The organism is Haloferax prahovense, from assembly GCF_000723845.1.
GTDB classification, from domain to species: domain Archaea; phylum Halobacteriota; class Halobacteria; order Halobacteriales; family Haloferacaceae; genus Haloferax; species Haloferax prahovense.
Map to the genome: position 1 here is coordinate 974613 of NZ_LK053000.1, position 13067 is coordinate 987679.

Genomic DNA, 13067 nt, shown 5'->3' on the forward strand with positions numbered 1-13067 from the left:
GAGTCGGGCAAGTGATTCGCTTTCGATACTGTCAGCCGTCTGTATGTTCGTCGTTGTACTCAATTGTCATCCACGACTGCGGTTCGACTACTAAGTATAAAAAGACCGAAAGATTTTAGTAAGTTGAGAATGTACTAATATTTGTACTGAAATCCTGCTGAGACAGGTTTCGGCCCTTCTCTTTCAATTTTCCTCAAAAATGTGTAGAGGAATCAACGTAGATTTTTCGCAATCGTTATATACAACTATGCACTACAAATATATAAGTCTTACGATAACATAGTGTTACCTGACTACTTTTTGTGACCAAACAATTTTTTATAGATTCGGATAATTTTCGCCGGACGGGGCCAGCCTACTCAATTGTCAAAATATCCTGAAATCTGGTCAGGCAATATGCACTCATATAAAAATACATATCAAATAACCAAAAGATTTAAGTAGTTGCAGTACGTAGTATATTGTGTAGTCAATTGATTGATACTTTTGACTACATGGCCCGTCTGTGGCTCATTCGAGTTTCGCTCGATGTCATTATGTCATGATGGTTACTGGCTTAGTGAGTGCCGTTTCGTCCAAACTCACTTTTTGCAATTATGAATGGTAATACTAACACAATGGTTAGTCTGAAGTCTGATGAATTGTCCACACTTAAAGAAGCAACTCGCGCTCGGTTCGGGAGCGAGTCGAGAATCAGCCGTGGCGCAATGGTGCGCCTGATGGCAGAGGAGACGATTGCGCGATACGGGGACGACGATGAGTAGAGTCTACGAACTTTCCGTAGAGGTGTCTGACTCGAACGCAGAGGCACTTGAGCAGTTCTCCGATGAACGCATTGCCGATGCCATGAAGGAAGGGCTTGAGGAACTTGCGTCGGCTGAGACGAAACGTGACGAACTACGACGGCGACGGCCTGAGCATAGTTCTGAAGAGACTGGGGAACTATCAGGAGAGGCACTTGAGCAAGCCATGCGAGACTGGTTGAGGGGCAAACGGGACCGGGACCCACGTCTTGGCTGAAGGGAACACATCAACTCTTCGGTACATATTGTTTGCTTCGTAGCGGTTCCCGTTGCGCTAATAACGGAAATCCATAATCACAGTTGCGTACAGATAGATTGCCGCAATTCCATAGTTCAAAAACTGCTATTTTTCATCCCTGCTCTGTAATGCGGTTACACTTTCACTGTGGTCCACAAGCATTTATGTGTCTGGACAATCATATTCAAACCAACATGGCAGAAAGTATGAGATTCCGGTTTGGTAAAATAAACCTTCCCGAAGAAAACCTCCCTACACCAGAAGAACTTCACAATTTAATTGACAATACGTGGAGAAAGCGAAGCGAGAAGACAGTAGTTGAGGGTGAGGACCCAATCGCACTTGAGCATAAGGGGATGAATTCCTACCATAGTGACTCTCACGGGGACCATTCCTTCTGCCAATTCACCTACATCTCAGATAAAGAGAATAGTGCTACTGTCAGAGATGGAGATGAGTTAAAAGTCGCGCCAGACGACCAACCAGTCAGACCAATTGTATTCTATTTCAAAAACGGCCAATTTGCTTACGAACCAGAACAAGGTCTGGTAAAGCATTGGATTCCACAGTTCATTCTTGAACAAACTGGCGTAGAAGTCGATTCCGATTATTCGTTTAGTGAATTCTCGCAAGAGACAATGCGAGATTTCTACGACAATCGGGATGAAATTACGGTCTTCCGTTTTGGTTCGACAGACGAGGAGTTCGAGTCAGATTCAGATATTGCGCGGGCACTGAATGAATTGACATCTGAAGTAGCGAGTCAAGAATTCAGTGGTGGTAATCCCCCGACTAATCTGAAGGGATTAGAATTATTTGAAGAGGCAAAAGAAAAAATGTACGTATCCAGACTGAAAGGGTCAATAGGTGACGGATATACTAATGAAATATTGAGTTCGGGAATGTACCAGCCAAAGTGGGACGAGAGTGGATGGCCTGACGATGCTGGTCAAGAGCGACGGGCAGAGGCGATATATCAAAGAATTGCGCCGTATCTCCGACGATTAGAGTAGACGGATACACAGTATCTTCTAACATCTGTTCCTCACTGTCGGGACAGGATTGACAAACAGACAGAGAGGCGCGTGAGGCGTCTGTGTGGCCCCTCAGTGGTCCGCAAGGGTTTCCCCCTATAATGCGTTTAGAACCTCTTCCTTGCGCCGTTCTGCCGCCTGTGAGTGGGTCGGTGAATCGTAGTGGTGCTTGAGCATTTGGACAGTAGCATTCACCCGTCCACTAATCGTGTCCCACGACATTCCTTCATCTCGCATTCGGGTAATCGCCACCCGGCGCAAGTCGTGACAGCCGATAGACTCGGGGCAGTCCGAGGCGTTCTGCTTGACGAGGGGCTTACCGTCGTCGTCGGTACACTCACCGCACTTCGTCAGTCCGGTGATATCCCGATATAGCGTTGAGTCATCTATCCGTCCCGCCCATGATGTGAGTAGCGCATCACTGCCGTCTCGCGGTTCCGTCCGGTTTGACTCGATGTAGTCAATGACGACACTCATGACACCGCTGGCTATATTCACGTCACGTTCACCCTTATTGCCGCGCTTGAGTCGGACCCCAGTTTGCTCCGGGCGATTGCGAATCTGGATGATTCCCTTTCGTGTCATCACGTCGTCACAATTGATGGACAGTAGCGCGGATTTCCGCATACCGACGTGATAGATTAGAAGAAACTCAATCATCTGTCGAGATGCGTACTTGAATTCCGCCAAGTCTCCGATAATCACCTGTGCTCGCTCAGTCGAGATACGGTGATTGTCGTCGCCCGCCCGTGATTTCTCGTCGCCACCTACGTCCAAATCTTCCCGCTTTCGGGCGATTGTCTCACTGAGTTTGTTATCACCACGGGGCGCACGCCACTCCGATTCTGCCCATTTGAAGAACACTTCAAGCGTTTCGAGCAATCCGTCACGAGTGGTTCGAGCATAGTCTCGACGTTGAGTCACCTGATTGTAGCGATTAATCTCACGAGGCGTTAGGTCCATCAAGTCGCTCACGCCTTGCGTTTGGATGAAGTCGTTCACCGTATCCCGGTATCGGGTGTAGGTGGACTTGCTGAAGTTGCCCCGGCCATCGTTCTTGCCACTGGGGAAATCGCTCACCTCTGCTTTATCGCCATCGTAGGTACGGGCGACAGGCAGGCAGTCGTGGCGACGGTCCCGCCCATCGTCTGGCTCCTCGTAGGTGACATCAAGTTCGCTTCGCTCAGACAGGAAATCGCACAAGTCCTGTTGTGCCTGATTCTCTTTTAAGTCAGCGTTACCACTATTGTCCGGTGTCTGGTTTGTCTTACTCATGGGTGAGAACCCTTGTATTGCCGCCGCAGGCTCTGTATCTACATTTCTCAGATTAGTACTTAATTCCTCGTTGCCTGATGGGGCAAATAAAATGGTGAGGAATCTGGTAGAAATGTAGTTCTCCACCATTGGAGGTTCCAAAACCGGCAGACAGCGTTGGGTCAGATTACATTGAGTAAGGTTCAGAAAGTATCCAGTATAAGAGATTTGGGCAATCTTTATACAGGGCACCCCCTGAGCCGCACTCTTGCAAGTGCCAAGAGTGCGGCTATCGGTGGCGGGAGTACAACTGAGGCCCCGCCCCCCGACTTCTCCACACACTCACACCTTACCGAGCCGAGTCACCCGTCACCCAACTCCGCGGCCGTCACCGCACCCGGCCCGTCCTCGACTTCGTCCTCGGAATCGGCCGCGAGCGCGTAGCCGTACGGAAGGAGCAACAGGCTCCCGAACCAGCCGACGACGAGTCCCAGAGCGCCGAATATCGTCCCGACGAGGCCGATTGCGACGGCGTCGGCCGCGATGACGACGACGGTGAGCGCGACGCTCCAACCGACGAGCGACTTCCACGACCCGCGGCGGATGCAGAAGCCGGCGAACAGTCCGAAGGCGGTCACGGCGCCGATGCCGGGAACGAGGACGTAGCGCATGCCGAGCGAGCCCGTGTTGGTGAGCGTCGTCGCCAGCCACATCGCGACGAGCGTGCCGGGGACGACCAGTAGGGCGGTTCGGCGGTCCAGCGGGCGGGCGCGGCGGCGCATCCGGATGGCACCGAGGAGGCCGAGACCGGCGACGGTGTACGCCCAGCCGATGGGGTTGAACAGGAACCCACCGATGACGGCGAGAAAGTTCCCGAGAATCTCGCCCTCGTTCGCGGGGGAGACGAGATAGTGCGCGTCGCCGCGCTCGTAGAGCCCCGGCACGACGAACGTACTGTTGGTGACTGTGCCGCCGTCGATGGCCTCGCGCACGTCGGCGCTGGCGTTCGCGGCGGGCGACGACGCCGCGGCGGCGACGGTCTCCCAGTCGGTCGGGTCGAGTTCGATTGTCGCACGGACCGGGTCGCCCGAGACGTTCAGCGAGAAGCGGTAGTACCGGCCGTCGTAGACCGCGAACTCGGCGTCTTCGTTCACGTCCGAGAGGGTCATGTACGCCTCGGGCTCGATATCGCCGTCGTACCGGCCGGTCCGGGCGGCGGTGGCGACCGGCTCTCGGAGTTGCGGCGTCCGGTTGACCGTCGCGGCGAGGTTGACCACGCCGGGGTCGTAGGAGGCGACGAGGCCGGGCGGCGAATCGGCCGTCACCTCGTCGGCTTCGTACGTCGATTCGAGCGAGGAAGTAGAGGTGGCGACGGCGAACGACTGGCTCAGCGCGACGCCGACGAGGAGGAGGGCGACGACGGCGGCGAGTCGCTTTCGGGGGACCATACGCCCGGCTTCGGAGCCGAGTCAAAAATGTCGTTCGGTCGAATTGTCATCGGTCGTTTCGTCGCGGGTCGCTGGCGTCGGAGGCGACCCCGTCTCCCACCCTCGTTCTCACTCGACGCCGAGGTTCGCGAGGAGGAAGTCGGCGACGGCGGCCGCGACCTTCGCCTCTTGGCCGACGAAGAAGTGGTCGGCCGCGAACTCGACGACCGGTTGGTGGTACTCGCGGGCGCGCTCGACGACGGGTTCCCAGTCGGCGACGTCGTCGCGGGTGCCGTAGACGACCTGCACGGGCACGGGGATGCGGTCGAAGGCCGCGATCGCGTCGAGGTCGTCGGCGAGTCGCCCGGCGGGGCCGAGCGCGGAGACGGCGTCCACGGCCGCGCCCTCGGCGGCCGCGAGGAGCGCCATCGCACCGCCGAACGAGAAGCCGAACAGGCCCACGCGGTCGTAGCGTTCCGCGGCCCACTCGACCGCCCGGAGGGTGTCGGCGCGCTCGCCATAGCCCTCGTCCCACGCGCCGTAATCGAAGCGGAGGCAGTCGACGCCGCGGGCGGTGAGCGCGTCGCTGACGGCGACGAGGCGGCCGTCGCCGCGGCGGCCTTGGTGTTGTGGATGGGGCGGACAGGCGACGACGACGGCGTCGCTTCGGGTCGCCGGGTCGTTCGTGCCGTCCGCACCGTCTTCGCGGGCGCGGTCGAGGGTCGCCCGCACGTCGCGCCCCCCGGGAACGAGAATCGTCTCGGTCATAGAGACAGGTTGCGCTGGTGAGGTTTTAAGCCGAACGTCGCGTAGTAATTGGGTATGGGAATTCTCTCTCGCACGTCGTACGTCATCCGGTCGAAGATAAACGCCCTCCTCAACCGTGCGGAGGACCCGACCGAGACGCTCGACTACTCCTACGAGAAGATGCGCGACGAGCTACAGCAGGTCAAACAGGGTATCGCCGACCTGACCACCCAGAAGAAGCGACTGGAAATTCAGAAGCGCCGCCTCGAAGAGAACGTCGAAAAGCACAACGACCAGGCCCGCGAGGCCGTCCAGCAGGACCGCGAGGACCTCGCGCGCAAGGCGCTCGAAAAGAAGCAGGCGAAGATGAGCCAAATCGAGGAGCTGGAGACCCAAATCGCCAGCCTGCAGGAGACGCAGGACCAGCTCGTCAACAAGAAGGACGAACTCCAGAGCCGCATCGAGGAGTTCCGCACGAAAAAAGAGACGATGAAGGCCCGCTACGAGGCCGCCGAGGCGTCGAGCCGCGTCTCCGAGGCCATGTCCGGCGTCGGCGACGAGATGGCCGACGTGGGGCGCGCGCTCGAACGCGCCGAGGAGCGCACCGACGAGATGGAGGCCCGCTCGGCCGCGATGGACGAACTCATGGACTCCGGCGCGTTCGACGACGCCCTGTCGGACAAGGACTCCATCGAGCGCGAACTCGAAGCCGGTCGCTCCAGCGCCGAGGTCGACACCGAACTGGAGACGCTCAAAGCCGAGATGGGCAAGTCGTCCGGGTCGTCGGACGCCGAAAGCGAGAGCGCCGCTGACGCCGACGTGGACGTCGAGACCGACGTGGCCGACGAGGAGGTCGAAGCCGAGCTCGAAGAGCTGAAGAACGAAGACGACTCGTCCTCTTCCTCCTGAGCACGCCCGCCGTCTCAATCTCTCTCGCCGCCTCAACCGCTCCGCCCCCCTACCGCCCCCACCGTCCCGCGACTCGGTCGCCCCTCCGACTAATCGCCAGTACGCACTTGACCCCACCCCGCGATAGCTTCGTCCATGTCGAACACCGGCGGCCCGTCGGCCGGCGAGCCCGACGACACGATGCGGGAGCGCGGGACGACGAGCCGCGCGAAACTACGCGCCCTCCTCGACGCGGACCGCCGCGTCGTCGCCGCGGCCCCGCTCGTCGTCATCTTCTGTAGCGTCGTCGTCCTCGGCCAACTGGACCCGACCCCGCTCCGGGTCGCCGTCGAGGCCTCGGACCCCATCGAAACGCTCGCGCAGGGGCTTCTCACCGCGATTATCACGGGTGTCACGCTCGTCGTCACCATCAATCAGCTCGTGCTCTCGCGCGAACTTGGCCCGCTGGGCGACCAGCGCGACCGGATGAAGGGGTCGATGACCTTCCGCGAGGACGTGGCGGACCTGCTGGACGCGCCGGTCGCGCCGCCGGAGCCCTCGGCGTTCCTGCGCGCACTGGCCGAGGGTATCGCGTCGCGGGCGCGGGCGGTCGAAGAGACGCTCGGTGCGGACGGTGACGCGGGCGAGAGCGGCGACGCGGACGCGAGCGACGTCGACGCCGCCGACGACCCGACGACCCGCGTCCGCGAGTTCGCCGAGGAGGTCGAGTCGAACGCCGAGGCGGTCGCGGGGCGCTTGGAAGGCCGGCAGTTCGGGACGTTCGCGGTGCTGTCGGCGGCGCTGGACCTGAACTACTCGTGGAAAATCTATCAGGCGGCGCGGCTCCGACGCGTCCACGACGCCGACCTCTCGGCGGAGACGAAGACCGCGCTGTCGGAGCTTCGCGACGCGCTCGAACTGTTCGGCCCCGCCCGCGAGCACGTCAAGACGCTCTATTTCCGGTGGGAACTGGTCGACCTCTCGCGGACGATGTTCTACGCGGCGGTCCCCGCGCTCGTGGCGAGCATCGGCGCGATTCTCTTTCTCGACGACCCGACGACGATTACGGGCGCGACGCTCGGCGTGTCGAACCTGCTTCTCACGGTCGCGTTCGTGGTGGCCGTCTCGCTCGCGCCCTTCGCGGTGCTCGCGGCCGCGGTTCTCCGAATTTCCACGGTCGCCAAGCGGACGCTCTCTATCGGGCCGTTCGTGCTCCGGTCGGAGACCCGCGAAGACGACCTCGACTGGGAGTCCTGAGGGAGTCGGAGGTCCCGCGACGACGTCGCGGCGTCACCGCGTCCGCGTCACCGACGCTGTGCGCCGGTTCCCGGGCGGTCGAGCGCGTCGAGGTCGATTTCGCCGTTCGGCATCGGGACGCCCTCGTAGGGGTCGTCCGCGAGGAGGAGCGAGCCGTCGAGGTCGGCGTAGTCGAGCAGCGGCGCGAGGTGACAGCCCGCCGCGATGGCGGCGTTCGTCTCTATCATGCAGCCGAGCATGACTTCCAGCCCGTGGGCGCGGGCGGCGTGGACGGCGCGTTTCGCCTCTGTGAGGCCGCCGCACTTCATCAGTTTGAGGTTCGCGATGTCGACCCGGTCGGCGATTTTCGGGATGTCGTCGGCCGTGATACAGGACTCGTCGGCCGCGATGGGGAGCGCGCCGTGGTCGTAGACGAACTTCAGCCCCTCGCGGTCCTCCGCGGGGACCGGCTGTTCGACGAACTCGACGCCGTGGTCGGCGAGGAACTCGGTCATCTCGACGGCCTCGCGGGGCGTCCACGCCTCGTTGGCGTCGACCCGGATGGTCACGCCGGGGGCCTCGTCGCGGACGGCCTCGACGATAGCCCTGTCGCGGTCGGTGCCGAGTTTGACCTTGAGCACGTCGTAGCCGGCCTCGTAGGCCTCCGCGGTCTTCTCGCGCATCGTGTCGAGGTCGTCGAGGCCGACGGTGTACGACGAGGTGGGCGTCTTCGAGGGGTCGAGCCCCCAGAGGCGGTACAGCGGGACGCCGAGGCGCTTGGCCGCGAGGTCGTGGAGGGCGATGCTCACGGCGGTCCGCGCGGCCGGGTTGCGGCGGACCGTCTCGGCCATCTCGCGCTCGATGCGGTCGATGGCGTGGGCGTCGCCGACCTGCTCGACTACCGAGAGCAGGTCCGGAAGCACGGCCTCGACGGTGTCGGCGGTCTCGCCGTAGTGCGACGACGGGGCGGCCGCGCCGACGCCCGTCATGCCGCCTTCGTCCTCGATTCGGACGACGACGTTCTCGGCTTCGGTCTGGACGCCGCGGGCGATGCCGAACGGCTCGGCCAGCGGCATCGAGACGCGCTCGAACTCGGTCGCGAGCATCTAGAACACCTCGTCGACGAGGTCGGCCGAGCCGAACCGGACGGGGTCGACCGCGGGGACGCCGAGTTCGTCGGCGAAGGTGTCGACGGCCTCGGCCGCCTCCACGTCGTCGTCGACGTGGGAGGTGTTGAGCATCCCGGCGACCACGTCGGCCTCGTGGACCGGGGCGGCGAGGTTCTCGTACAGCGAGACGTACTCCGAGAGGTCGGGCAGGGCGAACTCCTCGTAGCCGTGAATCGCCTCGCGGGTGGCCTCGTGACAGAGAACGAGCTTGTCGGCCATCGAGCCGTGGAGGATGCCGCAGGTGACCGCGGAGTACGCCGGGTGGACGATGCTTCCTTGGCCCTCGACGAACAGCACGTCGTGTTCGTCGCCCTTTTCGAGAATCATCTCCTCGACCGCGCCGGCGGTGAAGTCGCTCACGACGCGGTCGACGGGGTTGCCCCACCCGGCAATCATGATGCCGGTCTGGCCGGTGGGGATGAAGCCCGCGTCGATGCCGCGCTCGCGGGCGGCCTCGACGAGTTCGAGCGTCGCGGTCATCTTGCCGACCGAGCAGTCGGTTCCGACGGTGAGGACGACTTCCGCGTCCACGTCGGCCGATTTGCCCTGCGCGACGCCGAGGTCGTCGTGAGGCTTGCGAACGTCGTTGATGTCGCAGCCGTGTTCGTCGGCGAGTCGGACGAACTCCTCGTCTTCGGTGAGGAAGTAGTGGAGGCCGGAGATGAGGTCGCAGCCGCGTTCGAGGGCGGTGCGAACGTCGTCGCGCCACGTCTCGTCGAACGCGCCGCCGATGGGCGAGATGCCGATGAGGAGGGCGTCGGCGTCGGGCGCGTCGGCCATCGAGGAGACGACCGGCACGTCGGGGAGGTCGCGGCGGTGATCGGCGGCGGAGGTGCCGGGGTTGTCGCGGTCGAGGACGGCCACCACGTCGTAGTCGGCGTACTTCAGGACGCCCGTGGCGGTCTTCGCGCGGTCGGGGAACTTCTCGTGTGCGAGGACGACGACTCGCTGTGGGTCGCTCATACTGGGTGACACTACGTGCCACCCTAAAAGGTGGGACGGTTCGGCGGCGACCGTCGGGTCGCGTCGCCGAGTCGTCTGCGACTATTCGGGACGACAGGGAGCGCACCGCGGCGTCGCCGCCGGCTCAGAGCCGGTAGAGCCGCGTGGTCCAGAACTCTCTGGACGCCTCCGTGAGCGCCGCTTCGGGGTCGCCGCTGGCGTCCACGGTCGCGGTCAGCGCGGCCCGGTCGCGGAACTCGCCGAGGACGGTCCGCTCGCCGAGGACGACGAGGTCGACGTCGCCGCCGGCGGCACCCGCGCCCGCGCCGGAACCGCCGTCGAGGAACTCGTCGAGCGCCTCGTGACAGCGGTCGAGGTGGTCGTCGATTTGGCCCTCGCGGATGCGCTCGAATCGCCCCTGCGAGAACCCGCCTTTCGAGTGGGCGGACTTCACGTCGCTCTCGAAGCCCTCGACGAACGAGAGGTCGCCGCCCTCGTAGCGGCCGAGAGCGAACAAGTCGCCGCGGACGAGCGCGACGACGGTGGTCTCGGTCGGGTGGAACCACGCCGGGTCGAGGTCGAAGCCGTCGCTCCACGCGTCGAAGCCGTCGGGTTGCCGTGGCGGTGAGAGCGCGACGGTCACGACTCCGGCGTCGTCGGCGAGCGCGACGCAGGGCGCGGCCCGTCGGACGAGCGAGGCCCGGTCGCCGAAGGCGGACTCGACGGCCGAGGGGAGCGAGCGGTCGTCGGTGACGGCGGCGGTGAGCGCGCCCTCTGCGTCGGTCGAAAGCGAGTCGAGGCGGGACAGCACCTCGCGGAGACGGTCGCCGCGGAGGTCCTCGGTGCCGCGGTAGTCGAGAGAGTCGTCGTCGCCCGAGAGGCGTTCTACGCGGTCTTCGAGTTCGGTGATGCGGTCTTCGAGGCGGTTGACCTCCTTCTCGGCTTCCTGTCGCGCGCGGGCCGCCTCCGTTCGGCGCTCGGACTCGCCCTCCAGACGCCCGGCTAGCGCGTCGCGTTCGTCTTCCAACTCGGCGATGCGCGCTTTGAGTTCGGCTCGACCCAACAACTCGTCCAGCATACACGGACGCGTGCGGGCCGACCACTTGAGCGTTCGGACGCGAGGCGGACGGCGCGGGAACCCGCTCGCCGCGACGGCGTCGGGGTCTCAGGCCAGCCTGTCGTCGGGTCGGTCCGGGCCGGGTCCGCCGGTCTCACCGGGACCGCCGGGGACGAGGCCGTCGAGGTCGTAGCCGGCGTACCGGAGCAACTCGGCGGCCCGCGGGGCGTCGGCGAGAAGCACCGGTCTGTCGTCCGGAAGCGCGTCCGCGTCCACGGCGTCTCGGGGAAGCGCGAGCGTTCCCGAGGGCACGCCGTCGTCGCCGACGACGGGGAAGTGGGCCGTGTCGAGTTTCATCACGAGCGGGTAGTCGACTCGCTCGACGCCGCGGCCGTCCGTGTAGACGCACTCGTTGAGTCGCTCGTGTTCCGTTCGGTGAATCGCCGCCTCGGCTCCGTCGTACGGTTCGACGTACAAGCGGCCGAGGAAGTAACTGCTGGAGAACCGTTCGAACATCTGTGCGTGTGAATGTCAACCACGGAACGGGATAAGCCTTGTCGGAACCATTTATATCGGCACGCAATTCCACCGCTGAGAGCCGGCGGCCGGGTGCGACACCGGCAGACGAGAGCGCGGCTCGGATGCGAGAGAATCGGGGTGAAAACGGGCGTCTCGACTCCCCGAAAGAGCGGTTTCGACGGGTCGGTCGGCTCAGTCACCGCCGCGGGTCGCCGCGGTCATCGACCAGACGGCGACGAGGCCGAGCGCGAGCGCCGGGAGCATCGGCAGGGCCAGCATGGCCGCGAGGTACGGCAGGCCGGCCATCGCTGGGAGCGACGGCACGAGGTACACCGCGCCGGGGATGACGAGGAAGCAGAGCGCGACGACGCCGACGAGCACCCAGCCGCGGTCACCGAAGCCGGTCGCCTCCGGCTCCGAGCTACCGCCGCCGACGGCGACGCCGTCCGGCCGGTGGACGTAGGTGTCGGACTCGGCGGTCGCGTCGTCCCGAGTCGTGGTGTCAGAGCTCACTATCTGGGATTACGACCACCTTGCCAAAGCCCTGTCGCTCCTCGATGAGTTCGTGCGCGCGGTCGATTTCGCTCATGGGAAGCGTCTCGCGGATGCGGGGTTCGAAGGTGCCGTCCCAGACGAGGTCGAGCACTTCGTCGGCCTCGCCGGGCGTCGCCATCGTCGAGCCGATGACCGAAAGCTGGTTCCAGAAGATGTAGTTGAGGCCCGCGCCCGGGTCGGGACCGGTCGTCGCCCCGCAGGTGACGACGCGGCCGCCCTTGACAAGGCTCTTGAGCGACTGCTTGTAGGTCGCTTCGCCGATGTGGTCGACGACCATGTCGACGCCGCGGCCGTCCGTGAGCTTCCGAATCTCCTTCGAGAAGTCCTCCTCCTCGTAGTTGATGACGTGGTCCGCGCCGCACTCCTTCGCGTACTCCAGTTTCTCGTCGGTGGAGGCGGTCGCGTACACTTCCGCGCCCGCGTAGTCGGCGATTTGGACGGCCGCGTGCCCGACGCCGCCGGACGCGCCGAGGACGAGCACCTTCTCGCCGGGGCGCAGTTCGCCGCGGTCGACGAGCATCCGCCACGCGGTCTGGAAGACGAGCGACGCGGAACCGGCGACCTCCCACGGCACGTCCTCGGGGACGGGCACGAGGTTCTCCTCGGGAACCGCCGCGAACTCGGCGTGGACGCCGCGGACGTGCTCGCCGATGATGTGGAAGTCCGGCGCGAGCGTCGGGTCGCCCTTTCGGGAGAACTCGTCGCCGCCGCCGGCGACGCCCGCGATGAGAGCGACGTGGTCGCCCGCCTCGAACCGGGTCACGCGCTCGCCGACCTCGGTGACGACGCCGGCCATGTCGCTGCCGGGGATGTGCGGCATCTCCAACTCGACGCCCGGAAGACCGCGTCGCGTCCAGATGTCGAGGTGGTTGAGCGACGCCGCCTTCACGTCGACGAGGACCTCGTCGGGGCTGACCTCCGGGTCCGGGAAGTCGCCGTATTCGAGGACGTCTCGGTCGCCGTGTTCCGTGAATTGGACCGCTTTCATCTCGACTTCACCGAGGGAGGGTAGGAACTAAAGTGTGGGTTTACGCCAATCGTCTTTCCTCTATTTCGACATTTAACGTAATTTCATAGGTGTCAAAACCTATCGGTGCGAAGATATATACGACGCAGGGTACCCAACACAGTCGGGTTTGGCAGTCGCGCTCGCCGACGGGATCAGCGGGCTGAACAGCCGGGCCGACAGTCGTCGGAC

General features: G+C 63.4%; 13 protein-coding genes. 4 read left to right on the top strand and 9 right to left on the bottom strand.

The window, feature by feature from the left end:
- Nucleotides 1–756: 756 nt before the first annotated feature.
- Nucleotides 757–1020, top strand: coding sequence for a hypothetical protein (locus tag BN984_RS19400; RefSeq protein ID WP_156037884.1), 264 nt, complete (start codon nucleotides 757–759; stop codon nucleotides 1018–1020).
- A gap of 215 nt (nucleotides 1021–1235) precedes the next feature.
- The gene (locus BN984_RS19405; RefSeq protein WP_156037885.1) at nucleotides 1236–2054 is read left to right on the top strand and encodes a hypothetical protein; all 819 of its coding nucleotides are present in this window, start codon (nucleotides 1236–1238) and stop codon (nucleotides 2052–2054) included.
- 117 nt (nucleotides 2055–2171) lie between these two features.
- On the opposite strand, the gene BN984_RS04725 is transcribed toward BN984_RS19405, so the two are convergent.
- The 3 genes from BN984_RS04725 to BN984_RS04735 form a co-directional block, all read right to left on the bottom strand.
- Nucleotides 2172–3350 carry a site-specific integrase gene (locus BN984_RS04725; protein WP_049967782.1) on the bottom strand — a complete coding sequence of 393 codons (1179 nt, stop codon included), beginning with the start codon at nucleotides 3348–3350 and terminating at the stop codon, nucleotides 2172–2174.
- Nucleotides 3351–3691: 341 nt separating this feature from the next.
- Nucleotides 3692–4777: a hypothetical protein gene (locus tag BN984_RS04730; RefSeq protein WP_049967783.1), complete on the bottom strand. Its 1086-nt coding sequence runs from the start codon at nucleotides 4775–4777 to the stop codon at nucleotides 3692–3694.
- Nucleotides 4778–4885: 108 nt separating this feature from the next.
- Entirely contained in the window at nucleotides 4886–5524 is a 639-nt protein-coding gene (locus BN984_RS04735; protein WP_049967784.1) for a dienelactone hydrolase family protein, read from the bottom strand.
- A gap of 54 nt (nucleotides 5525–5578) precedes the next feature.
- On the opposite strand from BN984_RS04735, the gene BN984_RS04740 reads away from it, so the two are divergent.
- Nucleotides 5579–6412 (top strand): PspA/IM30 family protein, encoded by an 834-nt coding sequence (locus tag BN984_RS04740; RefSeq protein WP_008095168.1) that lies wholly within the window; start codon nucleotides 5579–5581, stop codon nucleotides 6410–6412.
- A 135-nt stretch (nucleotides 6413–6547) separates the two neighbouring features.
- Nucleotides 6548–7648 (top strand): hypothetical protein, encoded by a 1101-nt coding sequence (locus BN984_RS04745; RefSeq protein ID WP_008095166.1) that lies wholly within the window; start codon nucleotides 6548–6550, stop codon nucleotides 7646–7648.
- Between the two features lie 47 nt (nucleotides 7649–7695).
- Here the strand turns inward: BN984_RS04745 and BN984_RS04750 are convergent, their stop codons facing one another.
- From BN984_RS04750 to BN984_RS04775, 6 genes are all read right to left on the bottom strand, one after another.
- Nucleotides 7696–8733, bottom strand: coding sequence for a dipeptide epimerase (locus tag BN984_RS04750; RefSeq protein ID WP_049967785.1), 1038 nt, complete (start codon nucleotides 8731–8733; stop codon nucleotides 7696–7698).
- Complete coding sequence (locus BN984_RS04755; RefSeq protein WP_049967786.1) at nucleotides 8734–9759, bottom strand: DUF1611 domain-containing protein; 1026 nt, start codon at nucleotides 9757–9759, stop codon at nucleotides 8734–8736. It lies immediately after the preceding gene.
- 124 nt (nucleotides 9760–9883) lie between these two features.
- Complete coding sequence (locus tag BN984_RS04760) at nucleotides 9884–10816, bottom strand: Vms1/Ankzf1 family peptidyl-tRNA hydrolase (protein ID WP_049967787.1); 933 nt, start codon at nucleotides 10814–10816, stop codon at nucleotides 9884–9886.
- Between the two features lie 87 nt (nucleotides 10817–10903).
- A complete protein-coding gene (locus BN984_RS04765; RefSeq protein WP_008095160.1) occupies nucleotides 10904–11311 on the bottom strand; it encodes a DUF5802 family protein in 408 nt (135 codons plus the stop codon).
- A 195-nt stretch (nucleotides 11312–11506) separates the two neighbouring features.
- Entirely contained in the window at nucleotides 11507–11827 is a 321-nt protein-coding gene (locus tag BN984_RS04770) for a hypothetical protein (protein WP_008095159.1), read from the bottom strand.
- Entirely contained in the window at nucleotides 11817–12857 is a 1041-nt protein-coding gene (locus BN984_RS04775; RefSeq protein WP_008095158.1) for a zinc-binding dehydrogenase, read from the bottom strand. The genes BN984_RS04770 and BN984_RS04775 overlap by 11 nt, the downstream gene beginning before the upstream one ends.
- Between the last annotated feature and the right edge of the window lie 210 nt (nucleotides 12858–13067).